Raw genomic sequence first — 22,050 nt, 5'->3', positions numbered from 1 at the left:
ATAATATTCATATATTGGCAGCGCTAATTGCAACCTTATCATGAAATACATATTACTTTTTACCGCGCTTCTATGCCCTTTTTACGCCTTGTCGCAGGCTAATTATCACAAGGGTTCTATAACTATCACTAATGATAAAGTTTTAATTGGCTATATCGATTATCACGAATGGACTATAAACCCCGAATCGATACACTTTAAAACAAGTTTGGATGATAAAAAATCCGACATCTATTATCCGGCATCAATCCAGTCGTTTACTGTAGACGGGCTCGACGGGTACCTTAGTTATAAAGGTAGTATCAGCATGAACAAAACTAATTTTCCCGATCTGCCGGTAGCCAAAGATACAAGTAGTAAAGAAGCTTCTTTTTTTTTAAGAATGATAGTCAAAGGCAATAATGTAGCGCTACTATCCTATACCGATGGTTTAAAAACCCGATTCTTTATCCAGGAAAAAAGCGAGCAACCTTACGAATTGGGTTTTCAACGATACTATGCAGGCTCTAATACTGATATTAAACTTGATAACAGATACCTTGGCCAGTTAGCCGACTTGATTGCCAGGTACGCACAATCTAATGTCGGTATGTTAGAAAAAGTTCAAACTACCGCATACACAGAAGATGATATTGAAGGCATTGTGAACATGATTAACGGAACTACTAAAGCCAACCGTGCTAAACGTACTACCGATAATGGATTATCAAGTTTACGGTTTTTTGCAGGTGCCGGATTTAGTGTAGCCTCTTCAACATTTCATCGCGAACCCAATTTCGAAAATGGCAGCGGCACCACTACCACACCTCAAGTTAATTTCGGTTTAGATATATTTACCAACCCCGTAGTGCAAAAGTTTCTATTCCGTTTGGAAGCTGGGTTAAGTTACATTAACCCTGTAATTAAAAACCAACAGGCATTAACCACATTATCATTACTACCGTATACTCTTACTTCTACCTATACTTATAACCAATATAATTTGAGGATAACACCGCAATTTATTTACAATTTGTATAATGCTAACTCGCTCAAAGTATATATCGATGCGGGCCTAATAGTAAACGTTTCAAAGTACACCAACCAAAGCTATGTAACTTTTACAACACTTAGTGCCGATTACCGCATTACACCCGCAACCGTCAATTATCCGCCATATAAGCTCGAAGATACCTGGATCAGTTATTCCTTTCAATCCGGCGTGGTGTTTAATAAACGTATAGAGCTGTTTTTAAATTATATGATACCTTCATCATACCTCACCTACCAAGGCGGCTATTCGTTACAAACCGCTTATTATAACGCAGGGGTGCATTACTTTTTTGGGCATCACTAACACAGGTTAAGCGTTAACGCCCAATTTGCTCAAATGTTGACGCAACTCGTCCGCCGATGTAAAATGGATCGATTCAATACCCATTTCCCTTGCGGCCAGTATGTTGCGGTAATTATCATCAATAAACAAAGCTTCCTGCGGCTTTACCTGGTGCCTATCCAAAAGTAACTGGTAAAACCGGGAGTCGGGCTTGCGGATGCCCTCCGCACCCGATACCACAATGGCATCAAACCAGCTCAAAAAGTGGTAATGGCTTAAAGCTATCGGGAACGTCTCTGTCGACCAATTGGTTAGCGCATACAACTTGTATTGGCCGCTATCTTTTAACGTTTTTAATATCTGCACCGTTCCCGGTATTTCACCGCCCAGCATCTCTTCCCAACGTTCATAGTAAGCGAGTATATTATCACTATGCTCCGGGAATTGGCTTATTAGCAACTCCGTTCCCTCTTTTACCGGTCGCCCGGCATCCTGCTCCTCGTTCCAGTGCATGGTGCAAACTGTATCCAGGAAGTGTTTAATCTCGTCGTCATTACTAAACAACTTGCGGTAAAGGTGGTACGGGTTCCAGTCAATGAGTACATTGCCGAGGTCGAAAATGATGGTGTTTATTTTAGAAGCCATATTTTGATGCGTTCTCTTCGTAAAAAGCTTTTTTCAAATCTAAATTATCATCAATATCCGGTTTAGGCAAACTTTTTATCAGCTCTAACATATTCGGCGATTTTTTACTTAATATATTTTTGAAATATGCCTCAACTAAATTTGAAACCGACGTGTTATTATCTTTGGCATAAGCTTTCACCTTATGCATTAATTCCTTTTCTATTGTCAAGTTCAGTCTTGTTTTCATAACTCATATAATTAAGCTATCGTCGTCTAACATTAGATAATTTTCGTTAATTTAGTAATAAATACTTTTGTTATGCTAATCAAAAACGAGGTTCTAAAAACTATTCAGGAATTGCCGGAAGAATTTAGTTTTGACGATGTGATGGATACACTCTTGTTATTAGAAAAAATAGAGGTTGGCTTGCAACAGTCTGACAACGGAGAAATTTTAACAACTAACCAGGCTAAAGAAAAGCTTTCAAAATGGTTGAAATAAACTTATCTCCTAATGATGCTATTCTTTAGGAGAGCCTGATAAACTAAATTTTGATGCTGATATTCGTTCTTTCCTAAGTTCCTCTTCTTTTCCCAAAATAAGCTGATTAACCTGCTGCCAAAGCACTTTGTTTTTTTTCCAAAATTCAAAATCAACATCCAAAACACTATTTAATAAATCACCAGGATAAAAATCACCTTCCGCAAAAAGATCATAGCTTAGTATTTCAATCGCAACTGGAATCAAGTAGCGCAATCCTTCCTGTTGTCCAATCATTAGCCTTAAATCCTCAACTGAAAAATCAGATATAGGAATTCTACTCAAATCGATACATCTTTTTATTAAACTGGTCGATGCTTCGATGGAATTCCCCCAGGGCCGACGCATTAGGAATTTGTTTTAGCGATTAATGAAAGAAGAAATTTATGGTTCCACCCGGCCATTTTTCTTTTTGCTTTCAGGCTGGCCTTACTGGTTTTGTCGGCTTTTAGGATATTTAGGGCTATCTTTCTGACTACGGCAAGGTTTTGGGCGGTCTGTTTGTTCCGTGTGGTATTGTAATCTTCGCCAAATCCGACATCCAACTGCCAGTGCAATTGGTTCTCAATGCCCCAATGTGCGCGGATGGCTTGGTTAAAATAGGCAGCATCAGCACGGAGGCTGGAGATATAGTAGCGGTCTTGTATGGAGTGGCTGTCACCTATTATCCTTTCCGAGGTTATTTTGATGATGGTCTTTATTCCCTTCCAATTTTCCTTTTCGTCAACCCAGTTAAGTTCATGAATGACTTTGCAGTCTCTGATCTCCGCCCGCCCGTGGCCCTTATCCAGGTGCTGGCTGTAACTGTCTTCTTTAAAGTTGAACTGATTGATTACCTGTTCATAAAGTGTTTCCTGGTTCTGTTTCAAAGCAAGGATATAATCGCCCTGGCTTTCGACAATCTGTTCAGCAATCGCTTTCTGTGTACCCATTGCGTCGATGCTTACTACCGCCCCTTTGATGTTCAATAGCGATAACAATGCTGGGATCGCCGTAATCTCATTGCTCTTGTCATCCACTTTTTGTTGCCCCAGTACCAACTGGTTACGACCCGACCAGGCGCTTACCAAATGCAAGGCCCCCAACCCCTGGTGTTTGCAGGCGCTGTTACAGATGCTCTTTCCATCGATAGCGATCAACTCCTTTTCGCCAGACAGGCCCGACTCCTCAAGACCCCGGCTAAGTTCCGCTGTCCAGGCACGAAAACACTGTTCAAAAAGCGCCGAATCGATCAGCATAAAAACCCGGTTGATCGTGTCATGACTGGGTATGCCGTTTTCAAGAGGCAGCAACTGCTTTAAAAAATCTTCTTTCTCCTTCCCGAATTCTTCCATCTCGTACCAGCTTTCTGCACCACATAGAACGGCCAATACCGACAAAATGATAACTTCCAGTAAATTGTGTTTCTTATTATTACCTGTACGAGGATCAGGTATCCATCTAAAATGATTGTGAAGTGAAGTCGTCATATGCTTTTACAAAGAAAAAACGCTAACCCGACTCTAATCCTCCCGAAACCACAAAAGTTATACCTACGTTTCCAACACTTTGTTCATAACCATATCAACTTTTAACTATTCTTATGCGTCAGCCCTGGGAATTCCCCCAACTCTTCTTTTCGAGGTTCTCAAGCGTTTTATATTGCCAATTATTTTCAAGCTTCATTAAGTGATTATTAAGGCACTACTATTACGCATTCTCCATCAACCACCACTTAAACCCATCAAAATCATTACCCATAGTACTAACAACGGGTAATTTACCCTGCATCTCTTTTACCGATTCGGGTACTACTATAGCAGCATGTATTTCGTCTGGAAACACATCCGGAAACTTACAGGCATGGGCGGTAGCTAAAAACACACCCGCGCTTTTATCGTCAGGGTGCCCGGCCTGGTAATCTTTAAGAGCTTTCCAGGCAATGGCAGTATGCGGGCAAACCACATAGTTATACTGGCTGTAAACCTGGTTAATAGCTTCAATAGTTTGCGCGTCGGTATAGCTAACGCCTTGTACCAATTGTTTTAATTCGGCAGTATCGCCTTTAAACATTTCGGCAATACGCACCCAGTTGCTGGGGTTACCAACATCCATCGCGTTTGATAAGGTTTGCACCGATGGCTTTGGCTCATAAACACCGGTATTTAAAAACGCAGGTACGGTATCGTTAGCGTTAGTTGCCGCAATAAATTGCTTTACGGGCAAGCCCAATTTCCAGGCCAATAAACCCGCACCTATGTTACCAAAGTTTCCGCTGGGTACACAAAAGGTTACTTCGGTTTTACCCTGGCGCAAAAGTTGCGCGTAGGCATTAAAGTAATAAAAGGTTTGCGGTATCAACCTCGCTATGTTAATGGAGTTTGCCGATGTTAGCCTGAACTTCTTATTCAACTCAGCATCGGTAAAGGCCTGTTTAACCAGGGCCTGGCAATCGTCAAAAGTACCGTCAACCTCAATGGCGCGTATGTTTTTGCCATTGGTAGTTAATTGCTGCTCTTGTATAGGGCTAACTTTGCCTTTGGGGAACAATATGGTTACGCGGGTATTGGGCACACCTAAAAAGCCGAGGGCTACTGCGCCTCCGGTGTCGCCGCTGGTGGCAACCAATACATCCAGCAGTTGCTCGCCGTCGCGTAAAAAGTAGCTCATGATGCGGCTCATAAAGCGAGCGCCAAAGTCCTTAAACGCTAATGATGGCCCGTGGAATAACTCCAGAACGTAAACATCTTCCTCAAGCTTTACAACCGGGGCCTCAAAGTTAATGGCATCGTTAATAATGGCTTTCAGGTCATCTTCGGCAACCGAATCACTTAACAACGTTTTGGCTACCTCAAAGGCTATCTCCGATAACGAATACTTATCCAGGTTTTCAATAAAACCGGCATCCAGTTGCGGAATGCTAACGGGCATATATAGGCCCCTGTCTTGCGGCAGGCTGTTAAATACGGCCTCTTTAAAAGGCACTTCTACTGTCGGGCTGTTGGTACTATAAAAGTTCATGGTAATTATCCTATTACTTTCGGGCCCTCCTGGTTTACTGCCGAAACATAAGTTTGACTGGCAATATGCAGACCCGTTAAATGTTGTTGTATTTTAGTGGTGATGTTGGTTGCCGTTTGCTCGTCGCGCGTAAAGGCAAATACCGACGGCCCCGAACCCGATATACCGAAACTAACGGCACCCAGTTCCATAGCCATTTCGCGCATTTTGTAAAAATCGGGTATCAAAATAGAGCGTGTTGGCTCCACCAACACATCGTGCATGCTACGGCCTATCAGGTCAATATCATTCATAAACAAGCCCGTAACCAGGCCGGCCACGTTGCCCCATTGTACCACGGCATCTTTTAACAATACGTTTTTGCGTATCATTTGCCTTGCATCGCGCGTGGGTACATCCACATCGGGGAAAACAATGGCGCAATACAGGTTAGGCGTAGGCAGTTTAATAATATCCAAAGGCTCATAGCTGCGTATCAGCACAAAGCCTCCCAGCATAGCAGGCGCCACGTTATCGGCATGGCCAAAGCCACAGGCCAACTCCTCGCCTTTCATGGCAAAAGGCACCATTTCCATTGCGGTAAGCGGCCTGTCCATTAACTCGTTAATGGCAAACAAACCCGCCACCGTACTTGCCGAGCTCGAACCCAAACCACTGCCTATAGGCATTTTTTTGTGCAGCTCAATATCAACACCAACATCGGTGCGGTTAATGTGTTTAAGGTAATGCTGTACACTGGCACTCACCGTGTTTTTATCGGCATTCATGGGCAAACGGCCATTGTCGCCCGTTATTTTGCTAATGGTTACACCGGGTTTACCGGTAAACCGCATCACCACCTCATCGCCAGGTGCGTTAACCGCGAAACCCAGCACATCAAAGCCGCAAACTACGTTGGCAACAGTTGCCGGAGCAAATACTTTTATGGTTCTCATTTTATTTTTAGTCCGGAAGACCGAAGTCGGTAAGTCCGGAAGATCGCTTTTTATTGTCTTGATTCCTGATTCTTGTCTCTTGCTTCTCTTTTCTACGCACCCACATTCACAATATCCGCAAATACACCTGCAGCCGTTACCTCGGCACCTGCGCCGGGGCCTTTTACCACCAGGGGCCGTTCTTTATAACGCTCGGTAGTAAACGATATAATATTATCGCTTCCCGATAGGGTATAAAAAGGATGGTTCTCATCAACCATTTGCAGGGTTATTGATACCTGTCCGTTTTCAAGCTGACCAATGTAGCGCAGCACTTTGCCTTCGGCTTCGGCCTTAGCCTTCATATCGGCAAAAAATTCATTTTCGTTGTTTAACTCCTTATAAAAGTCGTCAACCGTGCCGGCATCTAAACAAGCCTGTGGCAACATGCTTTCAATATTAACATCGCTTGGCTCTAAAACGTAACCTGCATCGCGGGCAAGTATCAGCATTTTACGCATAAAGTCGGTACCGCGCAGGTCGTCGCGCGGGTCGGGCTCAGTATAGCCTTTCTCCTGGGCAATTTTTACCGTATCGTGAAAAGTGGCATCACCCTTAAAGTTATTGAAGATGAATGATATTGTTCCCGATAAAATAGCTTCTATCTTAATAACCCTGTCGCCGCTCATCATCAAATCTTTCAGCGTCCGAACGATGGGTAAACCTGCGCCCACGTTGGTTTCGTAATAAAAATCGACACCATGCTTGCGGGCAGTATCCCTAAAGGTTTTATACTGCTCATACGATGCCGAATTACCAATTTTGTTGCAGGTAACTATCGATATATTCGATTTAAAGATGGTTTCGTAATACTCAATAGGCTTAGGGCTGGCTGTATTATCTGCAAATACGCAGTTAGGCAAATTCATTTCCTTCATTTTAGCCACAAAACCTTCCAAACTGGCCTCCTGGTGCGATGCCTCTAAAGCATCCTTCCAGCTATCTAACGATAAGCCGTCGGCATCAAAAACCATTTTGCGCGTATTTACAATACCTACAACTTTAACCTGTATGCCATTATGTTGTTCTAAAAAGTGGGCATGTTCGCTCAACTGTTTAAACAGGGTTGTGCTAATGTTACCGGTACCGGCACAAAATACATGCAGTGTTTTATTAAGCGATTCAAAAAAGGCGTCGTGCACGGCGTTCAATGCCTTAGCCAGATCGCTTTTTGATATAATAACCGAAATATTATACTCCGACGAGCCTTGCGCTATCGCCCTTACATTAATACCATTACGCCCCAAAGCATGAAACAACTTGCCCGATATACCCGGCGTTTGCTTCATATTTTCGCCAACTATGGCCAGTATGGATAGGTTGGGTTCTATCTGCGGTTTATCAAGCTTTTTAGCTTGCAGCTCCAGTTCAAATTCCTGCTCAATTAAGTGCTTCGCCTTTACGGCATCCGCCGGAGGTATGGCAAAGGTGATGCTATGTTCTGATGATGATTGGGTTATCAATATCACGCTGATCTGCTCGCGGGCCAGCATACTAAACAGCCTGCCGCTAAAGCCGGCCTTGCCCACCATACCACTGCCTTCAAGGTTAATAATGCTAACCTCGTTAATGGATGATATGCCCTTTATAGGCAGGTTTGATGCCGCACAATCGTGCTTGATAAAAGTACCGCCAAATTCGGTATCAAAGGTATTGAGGATAACGATAGGTATCTTTTTCAGGAAAGCCGGTATCATGGTTGGCGGATAGATAACCCTTGCCCCAAAAAACGAAAGCTCCATAGCTTCGGTATACGAAAGCTCGGGCAGCGAGAATGCCTTTTTAACCATGCGTGGGTCGGCAGTCATCATGCCATTAACATCGGTCCATATCTGTATTTCGCTGCAATTTAATGCCGAGCCTATAATGGCTGCGGTATAATCGCTTCCGCCGCGGCCAAGCGTGGTAATACGGTCGTCTTCATTGCTCGATACAAAACCCGTTACAAATAACAGCTTGCCCGTATTTTCAAAATAAAAATTACGGATAAGCATATCTGTTAGCGCCATATCCACTTTAGCGTGGCCAAAGCTGCTATCGGTTTTTATCAATTCGGCGGCGTTAACAAACATAGCTTCTGCAAATTGCTGCGCTGCAATTTTGCTTATCATAAAAGTTGAGCAGCGTTCGCCGTAACTCAAAACCAAATCGCGGGTTTGGGCAGTTAGTTCGCGCAAGCTGTAAATGCCTTGCAGCAAATCTTCCAGCTCATTAAAATAAATTTTCAGTTTGGTAAATACCGGGTTTTGCGCCTGCACATCCATCAGGGCTTTTACCACATCAAAATGGCGACGTTCCAGTTCGGCAAGTTCGGCCGTAAAGCTTTCGCCTGCCGATGCCTTTTCGGCCATTTTAGCCAGCAGGTTGGTTACACCGCTCATGGCCGATAATACAACTACCGGGTTAGTGCCGCTCTGGCTTTCTTTTTTTAAGATGTTAAGTACAGTACCGATGCTTGATACCGACCCTACCGATGTGCCTCCGAATTTTAAAATTTTCATTTTTAATATTGAATAATTAGTACAGGGTATATTATCGCTTTCGCTGTTTGCTATACCCATCCCATTGTTATCAAACAAAAAAGCCTTTCTCTTTTCGGAGGAAGGCTTTTTTGTGGTTTTATATTTTCAATTGTTATTCCAAAAACTATCCTTCCGCCAGTATATCCCCGGTGGTAATAATTGTGGTAATAATAATTGTGTTGGTGTTCATTGTTGTAACGTTTGCTCGTTGTTTGTAAGCAACGGTAAAGTAAGCAGTAATATTTTAAATCTGCAACAGTAATTTTAATTTTTTTCCATAAAGCACATTGACTTAGTAGGCATTATATTGAGATGAAAAATTTTCCACCTTAAAAAACGTTGGCAAATCTAACCCTAGTTTAACCCCTTGCATGCCCATTATTCAATAATTAAACAACCCTTAATTAACATTTTTAATCAATATGTAATTAGCCCCTACCTTTGGCACATTCATTGCTTAATACCATATAAAAAAGATTAGAATATGGGAACATTATTGATTGCATGCGGAGTAGTTATAGGCGTTGCCGGTATCACACAAGTATTACAAATAGTGATAAAAAAATACAAAATTTATTAAATTAGATGCAAGAAGCCAGACTCAGGAAGCAAGAAAATTAAAATCCGGAATTAATCTGACATCAGAAATTTCCACTTTCAGGCATCAATGTACCAAACAGCCTCATCTTGCTTCATGATTCTCGCTTCTTGATTCTGATTTCCTGTTATCTTTGCAAATTCAAATGCAGGGACTAATTACAAAATCAACCGGAAGCTGGTACCAGGTGCAAACGCCCCAGGGGCAAAAACTTGATTGCCGCATTAAAGGTAAATTCAGGATTAAGGGTATTACCACCACTAACCCGCTTGCTGTGGGCGATGTGGTTGATTTTGAAATGGAACCCGAGCAGGAAACCGGTGTAATAACCACCCTGCACGAGCGTAAAAATTACATCATCCGTAAATCCATCAATTTATCGCGGCAGGCGCAAATTATTGCCGCCAATCTCGATCAGGCTTTCCTGGTGGTTACCCTCGCTTCGCCACGCACTTCACTGGGCTTTATCGATCGCTTCTTGGTTACCGCCGAAGCCTATCATATCCCGGCAAGGCTCATATTTAACAAACTCGATTTATTTAGCGACGAAGGTTTAGCAATACTTGCCGAATACAGCTCGATATACGAAAAGCTGGGCTACCCGTGCTACCATGTATCGGCCACCAAAAATATAAATGTAGACCAGGTTATCAATGTTTTGAAAGACAAAACAAGCCTGGTTTCCGGCCACTCGGGCGTAGGTAAATCCAGCCTTATCAATAACATATTGCCCGAATTGAGCCTGCGTACCACCGAAGTATCCGACTGGCACGATAAGGGTATGCACACCACCACCTTTGCCGAAATGTTTGAACTGCCCTTCGGTGGCTTCATTATCGATTCGCCCGGCATACGCGAGTTTGGCATTGTAGACATTGAACAATCGGAATTAGGACGACTGTTCCCCGAAATTCGCCAAAACATGGAAAACTGCCGGTTTAAAAACTGCCGCCACATTAACGAGCCCGGCTGCGCCGTTTTAACAGCCGTTGAAAACGGCGAAATAGAAATATCCAGATACGATAGCTATTTAAGCATCTATCACGGTAACGATACCCGTGCCTAACCTTAATTTTGCCGGCATTTTTTTACTTATTAGCAAAAACAAAATCTTTTAAGTAGCTGCATTCGCCAACAGCCTTTTTAAATATGGCCGTTTTTTTATACTTGCTTTTAAGCTCCGTAAAATAATCATTACTGCGTAGTTGCAGCATGTATTCGGCTTCGGCTTTACTATAATTAGGGTCGTTATAATCGGGCATTACAAACTGTTTTTGCAGGCACTTAGCCGCCATAAAGGTACATTTGGCCTTAAACTCCTCGTTGCTACTTAATGATCGTGCCAGCAGGTAATACTTTTCGGCATTTTTAGTACGTATGTAATCAGCATCGTAACTATAAATGTCTTTGCGGCCAAAATCATCGGCGCTCCATCCCCAGTTAATTAAATACGGTGCGTTGCCATAGTGCGATGCATTGTACAACCCTGTTGCATAGCGGTAATAATAACTCGGTGCATTTGGGGCGTCAGTTTTAATTTTTTGTTCCAAATCGGCCATTGCCTGGGCAAACTGTAGTTTGTTTAAACCACGGGCTTTGCCATAATGCAAAACTTTGGGGTAATCGTTTATTCTGTCAATAAAAGGGTCGCCTTTGTAATAATCTGGGGGTTCCCTATTTAAATAGTTGGCATCTACCTGCTTAAAAGCGGCAATAGCGCGGTTGTACTGGTGTTCGCGCAAGCAAGCGGTTCCTAACAGTTCGTATAAATAATTGGGTTTTAAAACGCCTAATTGGTCGGCTAAAAAATTAAGATACGGGGTTGTTGGGGGCGTTTTGCGCCAGCGTATTATCCGGGCAATTTGTAACGAATGCAGGTTAGTTACCCAAAACTGTTGTTGGTGATAACCCATCGGGCTTTTTAATAGCGCCAGGGCGGCTTTAACAGTATCGCCTTGTTTTAAATAAGCGGGCGCAAGTACCTGGTCGTAAAAATTACTGGCCGTGTGGGTAAATTTTTGGTTGTCGCTAAAAGCAAAATTAGTGGCTTTAGTTCTTGGTATCTCGCCCTTTACCTTAGTATCCAGCCATTGCAGGGCCGGTAATAATTGCTCTTCGTTAACCTCGTTAATGTTTTGAATGTTTTGCCCCGAAAGCAATAACTGAATAATTTGTTTCTCATCATTCATGGCGGGGCTTAATACCTCGCTGTTCATGGCGCGTAAATAAACAAAGCCATTGGCGTTATCGCCCTTTATCCAGCTTATATATGCACCTGCCAGGTTGCCAATATTATAGTCGGCATATTTGCGCTCGGTTACCAGCAGCTTGCAAAAGCTGCTTAACTGGTTCATTTGGTCCATCTGCCCGGCTTCTGTTTTACCGGTTTGGGCCGCATAGTAAAAGGATGTTATGCGGGTATTTTTGTTTAACAGCTTAGGCGTAAGGTATTGCTCTTCCAGCTTATTAACTTCGCGCACCAGCAACAGCCCCACCATTGGCGATGTTGGCTCATACTCATAAACTTTTTTTAAAGGCTCTAAATTTACCGCCGAACTGCCAAAGCCGTCCATAGCATATAGCACAGCACGCTCGGCATTAGTTTCGGCCAGGGCAAGTACATGCGCTTTACCCGGGTTAATGTACTTGTAATTTTGGTAAGCCTGTAAACGCCTTTCGGGATACTGCGCAAACACCTTCGAAAACAGGTAAGCCGCCCGCACCGTATCTTTTAAGCGGCGGCACTCTCCGGCTTTTAAAGCAAGTGCCCAGCCTTTTATATGGCTCTGGGTAGCCGCAGGGGCAATATATTTATCGTAAACGTTAGCTGCCTCTTTATAAGCACCGCCAAAATGCAAAAGCCGCTGTGCCTGGTAATAGTATCTTAATTGGATAAACTTATCTTTCTCGGCAATGGCATATTTAAAAGCGGCGTTACCAGCATTTACAAGCGCAGCCGAATCAACGGGTTTGGGGTCCCATTTGTCGTACCCGGTATTGGCTATTTTTTCAACACCTTTTGCAAAGCGGTAATATTTTAAGGCTATGGGGTTCTTTCTAACTTGCAGTGCCTTTAAAAACGAATTGTTTGCCAGGCTATCGGGCAGCCGTTCTCCGGTTTTAAGGTAACCATCCTCCAAAACCGAATCGGCGCCGGCACTTAGTTGATACATGGCCCGGTTTACATCGGCGGCAGCAACATCTTTGCCTAAATAAGCGGCCCATTCATCAGCATTTACAGCAGCTTCGCTTACCGGTTCTTTATCATCGTAAACAAATTGGTAGCTCGAAAAATAAAAAGGCTTATACTCCTTTTGCCCCTGCACATTGTTGTGAAAAAACGATACATAATAATCGTATGGGTCAGTTTCGGGGCCGCAAGCCAGTATAATTGCAATACCTGCACAAAAACAGCTTATAAAACTAACGCACCATATCAGCGGTGTTCTGCAAACCTTCATACTTATATTTTTTTATTACATCATCATCCAAATGAAAGTACACTACATTGATATTGCCAGGTTTTAAGTATTTGGAAATATAAACTGTAGCGGCCTGCACATCTGCCAAAGCCGAATCTTCCCACCTAATCTCATCGCCTTTTAACAAGCCATAAGCCGGCAAATCTGCTACGGCACTATACAAACCATTACCATTTGACCGAAATTGCTTTTCATCGTTTAAAATATTAAAATTTATCCGTTTGTCAATCCCCGCGTATTCTTTATTTCTAAAAGCAACCGCCCAGCTAAATAAAGGGAGGCCAATATCCATTGGCATGGGATAGGTGCTTAGGTTTTCCCCGGCATACTTTTTAAGCTCGCTTAACTCGATTATAGAGTTTTGCGTGCCATATTTGCGCAAATTCCCCATGTTATAACACATCAGCAAAACCTTATCCGCTGGTGGCACACCTGTCCGTTTCCGGTTTTTTAACTGATGTAACCTTAGTGTTACCGAAAGTGTTTTATTACCCGTAACCGTCTTGATTTGCCTAAGCAGATAAAAGTAATTATCGCGGGTTTCTGCCGTCCAATCGCAATCAATTTGCATTTCGGCAAAATCGACCTTGCCTGCCTGCGTTACTTTACCTTTTACAAAGCGCAACAGTTTCCCGGCCAATTCGTTGAGTTTTGGTTTGGATATATTCCGCAAAACATCATTCACAATAAAAACCACGGGCACAATTTGCAACGTATCAGGCAGCTTACTTTGAAAAGTAACGGGCGAAACCGGCACCGGGTTTATACCGTCTTCATCCATATCAACATCCATTATGCGCACATAAAGTTTGTTGCTGTGCAAATGGTTAAGGTAGGCGCTTTCGGTAGCGTTTTGCTTATAAACAGTTTTCCAATAATAAAAGGAAGTGTTTACCTTTCTGCCGTGGTTGCAGGCGGTAAGCAGCAGGGTAATTAATAACAGGTAACCAACACGCATTAACCAAAGTTATCAATTTTTAAAATATATGAGGGCAGTAATTCAGCGGGTAAGCCGCGCAACATGTACAGTAGACGGCAAAATTACCGGAGAAATTGGAACCGGACTATTAATTTTATTAGGCGTTGCCGACGATGATACTAACGACGATTTAGAATGGCTGGCCCAAAAAATTGTAAACATGCGCATTTTTGGCGACGAAAACGGCTTAATGAACAAGGCCCTTACCGACGTTAATGGCAACATTTTGCTCATATCTCAATTTACACTCTTCGCCCAAACAAAAAAAGGCAACCGCCCATCGTTCATCCGCGCTGCACGGCCCGATAAGGCCATACCGATGTACGAACAAATGATTACAACTTTACAAAAGCTGCTCAACAAAACCATTGCCACCGGCATTTTTGCCGCCGATATGAAAGTGGAACTATTGAACGACGGCCCGGTAACCATTGTAATGGATACGAAGGATAAAGAAAATCACTAAATTAGAAACATGACTATACAGGAAGCCCAGAAAGCAGTTGACCAATGGATAAACACCACAGGTGTACGTTATTTTAACGAACTAACCAACACGGCCATTTTGATGGAAGAAGTGGGCGAAGTTGCCCGCATAATGGCACGAAAATACGGCGAGCAATCCTTCAAAAAATCTGACGAGGAAGTTAACCTTGCCGATGAAATGGCCGACGTGCTTTTTGTACTGATATGCCTGGCCAACCAAACCGGAATTGATTTAACCGATGCCCTGGAAAAAAACATGGTTAAAAAAAAGATACGCGACGCCGACAGGCATAAGAATAATGAGAAATTAAAGTAAATAGACTCGAATGAGAACAAAGCATATAATTTGGTTGGTTTTGGGTGCTTTATTTTTCTTGGTTCTTTATGGCTTTTTTACAGCATTTGAAACTCAGTACAGTACAGTGGAAATTAAACAGAAAATTGGTGGCGTTTTAATTTGCAATACACAGTATGATACCGACATACACAAGGGCCAATATTTAATAACTTATGAATACAAAAATAACTTAGGCAAACTTTTTAAAATAGGCGACGGAGCATACTTCAATAGGGAGTGGAAAAAAGATGAAAAGCTAATAATTTGGAAAGATTGGGTTATTCTAAAAACGGGGAATTGGATTGGTACAGATAAAATAATTATTGGAAAGTTCAAAACCAAAAAATGGCAGGACTATGAGTTTACACCCGATAGTATAGAAAAAAATGATATTTGGAGGGCTTTAAAAACCCATTCTTTGTTAAATTATTGCTGTCCCACGTCATACATATCAAAAATAGATAATGGAAAAATCGAAGTGGTTTATCGGTTTAGAATCAACGAAACAGATAATCAAATGGACAACCGAAAAATACTTTACCAAATTCAACCCGAAACCGGCAAACCTGTAATAACAGCAGTATTAAAAAAATGATAACTGTTTAAACCAGCCTAACCAACCTCTCCCCCTCCAAAACAGGGATGGCGGTAGTTATATCAACATTTAAACAAAAGTCAATATCTTCTAAAATACCTAACTGTTTCATGCGTTCGCCGTGCGATGATTTTTTGAGGTAGAGGTTCAAATCGGCTTTAGCCAGTTGGTACATGTCGTTTGCTGCAATGGCGGCATCGTCCCATTTGTAATCAAGGCCTTTTAATTGTTCGGCAATGGCTCCGGCAAATAAGGTATCTTCAAGGTTAAAGTTGTTTTTCCACCCGGCGCAAACCAGCAAAATATTATCGGGCTGTTGTTTAAGCCAGTTGCAAAGCGATGTAATATTTAAAAACGAGCCAATAACAATGCGCTTGGCTTTGATAGACATGTGCAGGGCATGCGTGCCATTGGTAGTAGTAAGCACCACTGTTTTACCCTCAACCTTTTGCTTAGTGTACGAAAATGGCGAATTACCAAAATCAAACCCATCAACCACTTTACCATCGCGCTCGGCGGCAAGCAGGTAATCAAGGCCCTTTTCGCGGTAAGCAGCACACTCCTCAACCTTGGCAACCGGTATAATGGCCGTAGCACCGTTATCAATACCATAACAAATAGACGATGTGGCCCTAAAAATATCTATCACCACCACAACACTGCCTTCAATATCAAACAAGGGCAGCAGGGCCGGCGTTAAACAAACTTCTAAATTTTTCATGGTAGCAGCCCCCTCTAAATCTCCCCCGGTAGGGGACACTTTTAATTGTTTTTAATATTAATTGTGCTCTTAAAGCCCTCCCTACCGGGGAGGGTTTGGGTGGGGCCTATTTTATTTATAAAAAGGCGGTTTAGCAACCTTAGCCTTTATTTTGTTGTCGCGTATCTTAATGTAAATCTCCGTTCCTTCCTTAGCAAAGGCAGTATCCACGTAGCCCATGCCTATAGGTTTTTGTAACGATGGCGATTGCGTGCCCGATGTTACCTTGCCAATTATCGCACCTTCGGCATCCACAATTTCATAATCATGGCGGGGTATGCCGCGGTCAATCATTTCAATACCAACCAATTTACGGCTAACTCCGGCTTGTTTTTGAGCCTGCAAAGCTTCGCAATTGGTAAACTCCTTGCTAAACTTGGTAACCCAGCCCAGCCCGGCCTCTAAAGGCGAAGTAGTATCGTCAATATCGTTGCCGTATAAACAAAAACCCATTTCAAGGCGCAGGGTATCACGCGCACCCAGGCCAATAGGTTTTATACCAAAAGGCTCACCGGCTTTAAAAATAGCATCCCAAATTTGCGCGGCATATTGGTTATCAAAATAAACCTCAAAGCCACCCGCACCGGTGTAACCCGTTGCCGATACCAGCACATTATCCACACCCGCAAAATGGCCTTTTTTAAATGTATAGTAATCCATTGATGCCAGGTCAATCTCGGTAAGGCTTTGCAAAGCTTCGGCAGCTTTAGGGCCTTGTATGGCCAGCAGCGATGTACGGTCGGATATGTTTTGCATATCCACGCCCAGCGTATTGTATTTTGTTATCCAGTCCCAATCCTTATCAATGTTTGATGCATTTACAACCAGCATATAGGTTTTTTCGTCAATACGATAAACCAGCAGGTCGTCAACAATACCACCATCTTCGTTTGGTAGGCACGAGTATTGCACCTTGCCATCATACAATTTAGCAGCATCGTTACTGCTTACCTTTTGGATGAGTGCCAGCGCATTATCGCCCTTTAAAATAAACTCGCCCATATGGCTCACATCAAAAACGCCAACTGCTTTGCGCACCGCCTCGTGCTCGGCATTAATGCCTGCATATTGCACAGGCATATTATACCCTGCAAACGGAACCATTTTAGCACCTAACTTTATATGTACATCGGTTAATGCCGTATTTTTCATAAAAGGAATAATTTTTTATGCGGCAAAAGTAATAAAATTGCCCGTAATTCAGCTCCGGAGCAGTTGCTCATAAAACTTTATAAATTTAGCCGTTACCACATTGGTATCGTGCTCCTGCTCAATTAACCGGCGGGCATTGCGGCCTATGAGTTTGCAAAACTCCTCGTCGCCAATGCAATGTTTTATAGCATCGTAAAACTCCTGCCTGTCGTTAGCTATCAAAATATTTTCGCCGTTTGTGTAATGCAAGCCTTCGGCACCCAGTGCGGTGGTGATGATACATTTCTCCATAGCCATACCCTCAACTATTTTAACCCGCATACCACCGCCCGATAGCAAGGGCACCACCATAATTGATTTGCTGTTTACAAACTCAAGGGCATCATCAACCTCGCCTTGTATAAATATTTTGCCCATCACCTCATACTCGTCAAACCTTTCGGGAATGTTGCGCCCGCCCACATAAAAGCGCACACGCAGGTCGCCATCCGTTATATCCGCCGAAAAATTGTCCAGAAACCACTCCATACCTTCGCGGTTAGGCATCCAATCCAGCGCACCTAAAAAAAACAAACTTGGGTATTCGGTTTTACTATAATCAGGCTTGTACCGGGTTAAATCAATACCTACGGGCAAAACCTCAATAGGCACTTGGGTGCCATATTCAAGCATTAATTGTTTATCCTGCCCGGTAAGGGTGGCAATGGCATCAAAATTATTAAGGTATTTTAACTCGTAATACTTAATCCGTTTGGCCAGCAGGTTAAGGTATGTTTTTTTAATGGGGTCGTTCTTTTGTTCGGCCAGGCGCTGCCAAATCAGGTGTTCAATATTATGGGCACGGTAAATTAATATAGCCGTGCTGTTTTTGCGCGTGGCCTGCAAATAGGTAGACATAAACAGGCCCTCAAACTGAACAACATCATACTTTACCCGCTTCAGTTCGGTAATCAGCACCCGTTCAAAACCGGCATCGTAAAAGCGGTCTACATTGTAGGTGCGCCTGCCCAGCAAGCTCGATATAAATTGCCACGGCGAAATACTAATGTCAACATCATAAGTTTGGTAATGTATTTTTCTAATCAACTCATCGTCGCTATCCAAACTATGGCGTTGCTTTTTGTTGTTTAGCGTAAATACCGTTACCTCGTGCCCCTCGTTAACCAAACCCAAAATAGTATTGCGTACCACAATAGGATAGCCTCCGTTTTGCGGAAAAGGAACACGGTTACTGAGGATAAGGATTTTCACTTAATATAGGTTTATTTCCACAGAAATTATCGCAAATTTTATTCACCACGTTATTGCGTAATATTAAGCAATAACGCGTTTTTAATTCGCGCAATCACATTTTTTATTTCTTCAAACAAACATACCAAGCAAGCCCACTTTATCAAAGCAATATTTAAAATAACTCCAACTGCGGGTTGGTAACCCTAAAAGTTTTGCGGTGGTAGGGCGTAAAGCCAAGCTCCATAACCGTGTTGCGGTGTTTTATGGTGGGGTAGCCTTTGTTGCTGTGCCAATCATATTCGGGATGCTCAAGGGCAATTTGTTTCATATAATCGTCGCGGTAGGTTTTGGCCAGTATGGATGCTGCCGCTATGCTAAAGTACTTACCATCGCCTTTTATAATGCAATGGTGTGGCGTAGTGCCGTATTTGTTAAAACGGTTACCATCAATTATTAAAAGCTGGGGCGTAATTTGCAGCTTTTCAATGGCGCGGTGCATGGCCAAAAACGATGCATTGAGTATATTAATTTCGTCTATCTCGTTATTATCAACAAATGCTACGGCATAGGCCAGGGCGCATTGCTCAATCTCGGTGCGGAGGCTGTAGCGGGTTTCCTCGTTCAGTTGCTTAGAATCATTTAATAGCTCGTGTTCAAAATCATGAGGTAAAATTACGGCGGCGGCAAAAACAGGGCCTGCAAGGCAGCCGCGCCCGGCTTCGTCGCAGCCGGCCTCTATTAACTCATATTGAAATCTGGCTAAAAGCATTCCGTTAAAATATGCGCAAAGTTAACAAAGTGATGTCATCAATCTGTTTGGATTTAACCTTCGAGTGCAATTCGTTCAGCAAAACCTGGTTAAACTTATCCGGACTTAAATCGCCGTTTTGTATTAAAAAATCCATCAGCACATCTTCGTTCCATACCTCTGTGTCGGCAGGTTCGTAATCCAGCAAACCATCAGTATAATTCAATATTAACGATCCCGGTTCAATATCCAGTTCACCCTGGTTTATAAACGGCAATTCGTCAAAGGCACCTATCATAGTAGTGCCCAATTTCAGCTCAACAGCCTCGCCGTTTGCGTATAATAACGATGGATTGTGCCCCGCGTTAATAAAGTTTAAACGCCGGGTTTCCTCGTTATATTTTGCCAAAAACAGCGTAATAAATTTTTCGCCCTTGGTTATTTTAATCACAATACGGTTTAAACGCTCCACAATATTAGTAAGGTCGTCTTCAACCGTGGCCCAGGCGCGCAGGCTTGCCTGAAAGTTGGCCATTAACAAGGCCGCCGATATACCCTTGCCCGAAACATCGGCAATGCACCACATAAACTCCTTGTCGTTTAAACGGATAAAATCAAAATAATCGCCACCAATGTTTTGGTGCGGAAGATACCTTGCTCCTATCTCAACCCCGGTTTCAACATGCAGCCTGATCGGGATAAGCATGTTTTGCACCTCAACGGCCAGCTCCATTTCGCGCTGAAAACGTTCGGCCTCAATACGCTCCTTAAACAACTTTTTATTCTCAAGCGCCACAACTATAACATTCATTATGGTTTGGATAAAGTTGAGATCGTTGTTGAGCATCTCGCCCGAAGTGTAAAAATCCCCGATAAGGGCAAAGGCTAAAAGTTTGTTTTTGTGGTATATAGGTATAAAATAATCGTAGGATGACAGAATAGCGTCCGCGTGCGAGGAAATATTTGCCGGCAGCTTAAACTTATTGAGCTTCATGCTCGATTTATATAAAGCCGTGTTGCTTTCAAAATCGCCGCCGTATTTAGATACGCAATAGTAGGTACCAAACTTCTCTATCATAAAACGCAGCTTCCCCACATTCAGATAGCTTTTCAGGATAACCTCAAGCATACTAATTAAAACCTGCGTAGATGTGTTTTTATTAATAGCCCGTGTTACTTCAAGTAACGAGTTAAGCTCCGATTGCCGCTTTAGCAACAGCCTGATGAGTTCGCTCTCGTCGTTATTATTTTCGGTATCCTGCATTAAACGTAATAAGTACTATAGTTAACTAAATTACAAAAAAAACTATATCCGCAAGCTATCGCTTTTTATATCAAAAGCATCGCGTAAGCCAATGGTTACCAGGTTAAAGGCATAAACCATGAGCATTATAGCCAGGCCCGGTAACACGGCTAAGTAAGCATCATCCATAATAATATAGCCGTAATGCTCTTTTATCATGCCTCCCCAGGTGGGTGTTGGCGGTTGCGCGCCAAAACCCAAAAAGCTTAACCCGGCCTCCAACAATATAGCCGATGCAAAGTTTGACGACGCCAAAACCAATATAGGCCCCACAATGTTGGGCAATATATGCCGCCAAATAATGCGGTAATTGGTAAAACCAAGCGCGTGCGCCGCCTCCACAAACTCAAACTGCTTTTCGCTCATTACCTGCCCGCGCACAAGCCGTGCAACATCAACCCACATAGATATGCCCACGGCTATATAAATTTGCCACAAACCCTTGCCCAACGCAAACGATATAGCAATAACCAGTAACAACGCTGGCAGTGCCCACAAAACATTCATCACCCAGCCTAAAGCAGCATCGGTTTTACCGCCATAATAACCTGCCGCCGCGCCTATAACAACACCCAGCACCAGGCTGATAATAACGGCTACCAAACCTACCGATAGTGATATACGTGCGCCCAGTATAATGCGGCTCAACAGGTCGCGGCCATAAAGGTCGGTGCCCAGCCAGTACGTTTTATTAACAATCTGGTTCTGTACAATCTCATCGCGGAAACGCTTGCGCAAAGCTTCGGCATTACTGGCTTCGTTTTTAAACTCGCCCAAAATAACCATTACGCCATGTTTGTCAAACGTTACCTTTTTGCCTAATGCAACTTCGTAAATATTAAAAGCACCTTTTTCGGGTTTGTCCTCGCTGCCTATGTATTGGTCAACGTAAACCGAATCACCCTTAAAACTATAACTCGTTACCGGTACGCTGCGGTATGCTGCGGGTTGCCCCCAAATCATTTCGCTAAAAAAATTAACGCTTTCAACATATTCGGGCTTTTTAATAAGCAGCAGTGTAAATTTCGAACCCGGCTTTTTAATGCTCAATTGCAGGTGCATATCATTAGCATCGGGTGTACTATCGGGCATAACTAAATAGCCCAACAACGCCATTAAAACCGATAAGGTAACAAATAACAAACCGCCAACTGCTAACCTGTTGCGCTTAAAGCTTTTCCATATGCGTTGCCCCGGTGTATTGTCTGTCAAAACTGTTGTTTTTGCTTTTGGCTAAATATCGTTCATTTACAGCAATAAATAAACGGGTAATTGGTAATTTATAAGTTGGCTTTTAAAAATAAGATGGCCTTGTCAAATCTATAATTTAATATTTTAACTGTTACAAAACCCTTAACTTTCACTGCTCACATTTTTTACATTTTTACATTAATCACT

21 protein-coding genes are annotated in these 22,050 nt (G+C 42.8%); 6 read left to right on the top strand and 15 right to left on the bottom strand.

The genetic code is table 11. The features are described from left to right. The first annotated feature begins 40 nt into the window (after nt 1-40). A complete protein-coding gene (locus BDD43_RS08270) occupies nt 41-1,336 on the top strand; it encodes a hypothetical protein (RefSeq protein WP_121197232.1) in 1,296 nt (431 codons plus the stop codon). Nucleotides 1,337-1,342: 6 nt separating this feature from the next. Here the strand turns inward: BDD43_RS08270 and BDD43_RS08265 are convergent, their stop codons facing one another. Continuing rightward, nucleotides 1,343-1,960: an HAD family hydrolase gene (locus BDD43_RS08265; protein WP_121197231.1), complete on the bottom strand. Its 618-nt coding sequence runs from the start codon at nt 1,958-1,960 to the stop codon at nt 1,343-1,345. Continuing rightward, nucleotides 1,950-2,189: a DUF6364 family protein gene (locus BDD43_RS08260; protein WP_121197230.1), complete on the bottom strand. Its 240-nt coding sequence runs from the start codon at nt 2,187-2,189 to the stop codon at nt 1,950-1,952. The genes BDD43_RS08265 and BDD43_RS08260 overlap by 11 nt, the downstream gene beginning before the upstream one ends. A gap of 72 nt (nt 2,190-2,261) precedes the next feature. Between BDD43_RS08260 and BDD43_RS08255 the strand changes: the two genes are divergently transcribed. After that, nucleotides 2,262-2,444, top strand: coding sequence for a hypothetical protein (locus tag BDD43_RS08255; protein ID WP_121197229.1), 183 nt, complete (start codon nt 2,262-2,264; stop codon nt 2,442-2,444). A gap of 18 nt (nt 2,445-2,462) precedes the next feature. Here BDD43_RS08255 and BDD43_RS08250 read toward each other — a convergent pair whose 3' ends face one another. The 5 genes from BDD43_RS08250 to thrA all read right to left on the bottom strand — a co-directional run bounded on the left by BDD43_RS08250 (nt 2,463) and on the right by thrA (nt 8,958). After that, nucleotides 2,463-2,831 (bottom strand): contact-dependent growth inhibition system immunity protein, encoded by a 369-nt coding sequence (locus BDD43_RS08250; RefSeq protein WP_162847005.1) that lies wholly within the window; start codon nt 2,829-2,831, stop codon nt 2,463-2,465. Continuing rightward, the gene (locus BDD43_RS08245) at nt 2,831-3,952 is read right to left on the bottom strand and encodes an ISAs1 family transposase (RefSeq protein ID WP_121195558.1); all 1,122 of its coding nucleotides are present in this window, start codon (nt 3,950-3,952) and stop codon (nt 2,831-2,833) included. Before BDD43_RS08245 ends, BDD43_RS08250 begins: the two co-directional genes overlap by 1 nt. A gap of 220 nt (nt 3,953-4,172) precedes the next feature. After that, nucleotides 4,173-5,483, bottom strand: coding sequence for a threonine synthase (gene thrC / locus BDD43_RS08240; RefSeq protein ID WP_121197227.1), 1,311 nt, complete (start codon nt 5,481-5,483; stop codon nt 4,173-4,175). A 5-nt stretch (nt 5,484-5,488) separates the two neighbouring features. Continuing rightward, nucleotides 5,489-6,418, bottom strand: a complete 930-nt coding sequence (locus tag BDD43_RS08235) for a homoserine kinase (RefSeq protein WP_121197226.1) — start codon at nt 6,416-6,418, stop codon at nt 5,489-5,491. A gap of 92 nt (nt 6,419-6,510) precedes the next feature. Then, the gene (gene thrA, locus BDD43_RS08230; RefSeq protein WP_121201929.1) at nt 6,511-8,958 is read right to left on the bottom strand and encodes a bifunctional aspartate kinase/homoserine dehydrogenase I; all 2,448 of its coding nucleotides are present in this window, start codon (nt 8,956-8,958) and stop codon (nt 6,511-6,513) included. A gap of 764 nt (nt 8,959-9,722) precedes the next feature. Between thrA and rsgA the strand changes: the two genes are divergently transcribed. Next, complete coding sequence (gene rsgA / locus BDD43_RS08225; protein ID WP_121197225.1) at nt 9,723-10,643, top strand: ribosome small subunit-dependent GTPase A; 921 nt, start codon at nt 9,723-9,725, stop codon at nt 10,641-10,643. A 22-nt stretch (nt 10,644-10,665) separates the two neighbouring features. Here the strand turns inward: rsgA and BDD43_RS08220 are convergent, their stop codons facing one another. Next, a complete protein-coding gene (locus tag BDD43_RS08220; protein ID WP_121197224.1) occupies nt 10,666-13,038 on the bottom strand; it encodes a hypothetical protein in 2,373 nt (790 codons plus the stop codon). Beyond that, nucleotides 13,001-14,017, bottom strand: a complete 1,017-nt coding sequence (locus tag BDD43_RS08215; RefSeq protein ID WP_121197223.1) for a hypothetical protein — start codon at nt 14,015-14,017, stop codon at nt 13,001-13,003. The genes BDD43_RS08220 and BDD43_RS08215 overlap by 38 nt, the downstream gene beginning before the upstream one ends. 28 nt (nt 14,018-14,045) lie before the next feature. Between BDD43_RS08215 and dtd the strand changes: the two genes are divergently transcribed. The 3 genes from dtd to BDD43_RS08200 are packed head-to-tail and all read left to right on the top strand — an operon-like array spanning nt 14,046 to nt 15,456. Continuing rightward, on the top strand, nt 14,046-14,504 hold the full coding sequence (gene dtd / locus BDD43_RS08210) for a D-aminoacyl-tRNA deacylase (RefSeq protein WP_121197222.1): 459 nt from the start codon (nt 14,046-14,048) through the stop codon (nt 14,502-14,504). A gap of 9 nt (nt 14,505-14,513) precedes the next feature. Next, the gene (locus BDD43_RS08205; RefSeq protein WP_121197221.1) at nt 14,514-14,840 is read left to right on the top strand and encodes a nucleotide pyrophosphohydrolase; all 327 of its coding nucleotides are present in this window, start codon (nt 14,514-14,516) and stop codon (nt 14,838-14,840) included. A gap of 10 nt (nt 14,841-14,850) precedes the next feature. Then, a complete protein-coding gene (locus BDD43_RS08200) occupies nt 14,851-15,456 on the top strand; it encodes a hypothetical protein (RefSeq protein WP_121197220.1) in 606 nt (201 codons plus the stop codon). 7 nt (nt 15,457-15,463) lie between these two features. Here BDD43_RS08200 and BDD43_RS08195 read toward each other — a convergent pair whose 3' ends face one another. The 6 genes from BDD43_RS08195 to BDD43_RS08170 all read right to left on the bottom strand — a co-directional run bounded on the left by BDD43_RS08195 (nt 15,464) and on the right by BDD43_RS08170 (nt 21,864). Then, complete coding sequence (locus BDD43_RS08195) at nt 15,464-16,177, bottom strand: 2-phosphosulfolactate phosphatase (RefSeq protein ID WP_121197219.1); 714 nt, start codon at nt 16,175-16,177, stop codon at nt 15,464-15,466. Between the two features lie 111 nt (nt 16,178-16,288). Next, the gene (gene gcvT / locus BDD43_RS08190; protein WP_121197218.1) at nt 16,289-17,368 is read right to left on the bottom strand and encodes a glycine cleavage system aminomethyltransferase GcvT; all 1,080 of its coding nucleotides are present in this window, start codon (nt 17,366-17,368) and stop codon (nt 16,289-16,291) included. A gap of 48 nt (nt 17,369-17,416) precedes the next feature. Continuing rightward, a complete protein-coding gene (locus BDD43_RS08185; RefSeq protein ID WP_121197217.1) occupies nt 17,417-18,619 on the bottom strand; it encodes a glycosyltransferase family 4 protein in 1,203 nt (400 codons plus the stop codon). Between the two features lie 154 nt (nt 18,620-18,773). After that, entirely contained in the window at nt 18,774-19,370 is a 597-nt protein-coding gene (locus tag BDD43_RS08180) for a ribonuclease HII (RefSeq protein WP_121197216.1), read from the bottom strand. Nucleotides 19,371-19,374: 4 nt separating this feature from the next. Next, entirely contained in the window at nt 19,375-20,613 is a 1,239-nt protein-coding gene (locus BDD43_RS08175) for a PP2C family protein-serine/threonine phosphatase (RefSeq protein WP_121197215.1), read from the bottom strand. A gap of 42 nt (nt 20,614-20,655) precedes the next feature. Continuing rightward, nucleotides 20,656-21,864: an ABC transporter permease gene (locus BDD43_RS08170; protein ID WP_121197214.1), complete on the bottom strand. Its 1,209-nt coding sequence runs from the start codon at nt 21,862-21,864 to the stop codon at nt 20,656-20,658. Nucleotides 21,865-22,050 lie beyond the last annotated feature (186 nt).

The organism is Mucilaginibacter gracilis (assembly GCF_003633615.1).
In the GTDB taxonomy this organism is placed as follows: domain Bacteria; phylum Bacteroidota; class Bacteroidia; order Sphingobacteriales; family Sphingobacteriaceae; genus Mucilaginibacter; species Mucilaginibacter gracilis.
This window is presented reverse-complemented; position numbering and strand designations above follow the sequence as displayed.

Coding starts and splice junctions, on each gene's coding strand:
- thrA (WP_121201929.1), bottom strand. CDS start 8,958: ATGAAAATTTTAAAATTCGGAGGCACATCGGTAGGGTCGGTATCAAGC.
- BDD43_RS08265 (WP_121197231.1), bottom strand. CDS start 1,960: ATGGCTTCTAAAATAAACACCATCATTTTCGACCTCGGCAATGTACTC.
- BDD43_RS08255 (WP_121197229.1), top strand. CDS start 2,262: ATGCTAATCAAAAACGAGGTTCTAAAAACTATTCAGGAATTGCCGGAA.
- gcvT (WP_121197218.1), bottom strand. CDS start 17,368: ATGAAAAATACGGCATTAACCGATGTACATATAAAGTTAGGTGCTAAA.
- BDD43_RS08220 (WP_121197224.1), bottom strand. CDS start 13,038: ATGAAGGTTTGCAGAACACCGCTGATATGGTGCGTTAGTTTTATAAGC.
- BDD43_RS08245 (WP_121195558.1), bottom strand. CDS start 3,952: ATGACGACTTCACTTCACAATCATTTTAGATGGATACCTGATCCTCGT.
- BDD43_RS08260 (WP_121197230.1), bottom strand. CDS start 2,189: ATGAAAACAAGACTGAACTTGACAATAGAAAAGGAATTAATGCATAAG.
- BDD43_RS08270 (WP_121197232.1), top strand. CDS start 41: ATGAAATACATATTACTTTTTACCGCGCTTCTATGCCCTTTTTACGCC.
- BDD43_RS08200 (WP_121197220.1), top strand. CDS start 14,851: ATGAGAACAAAGCATATAATTTGGTTGGTTTTGGGTGCTTTATTTTTC.
- BDD43_RS08215 (WP_121197223.1), bottom strand. CDS start 14,017: ATGCGTGTTGGTTACCTGTTATTAATTACCCTGCTGCTTACCGCCTGC.
- BDD43_RS08195 (WP_121197219.1), bottom strand. CDS start 16,177: ATGAAAAATTTAGAAGTTTGTTTAACGCCGGCCCTGCTGCCCTTGTTT.
- thrC (WP_121197227.1), bottom strand. CDS start 5,483: ATGAACTTTTATAGTACCAACAGCCCGACAGTAGAAGTGCCTTTTAAA.
- BDD43_RS08205 (WP_121197221.1), top strand. CDS start 14,514: ATGACTATACAGGAAGCCCAGAAAGCAGTTGACCAATGGATAAACACC.
- BDD43_RS08175 (WP_121197215.1), bottom strand. CDS start 20,613: ATGCAGGATACCGAAAATAATAACGACGAGAGCGAACTCATCAGGCTG.
- rsgA (WP_121197225.1), top strand. CDS start 9,723: ATGCAGGGACTAATTACAAAATCAACCGGAAGCTGGTACCAGGTGCAA.
- BDD43_RS08235 (WP_121197226.1), bottom strand. CDS start 6,418: ATGAGAACCATAAAAGTATTTGCTCCGGCAACTGTTGCCAACGTAGTT.
- BDD43_RS08250 (WP_162847005.1), bottom strand. CDS start 2,831: ATGCGTCGGCCCTGGGGGAATTCCATCGAAGCATCGACCAGTTTAATA.
- BDD43_RS08180 (WP_121197216.1), bottom strand. CDS start 19,370: ATGCTTTTAGCCAGATTTCAATATGAGTTAATAGAGGCCGGCTGCGAC.
- dtd (WP_121197222.1), top strand. CDS start 14,046: ATGAGGGCAGTAATTCAGCGGGTAAGCCGCGCAACATGTACAGTAGAC.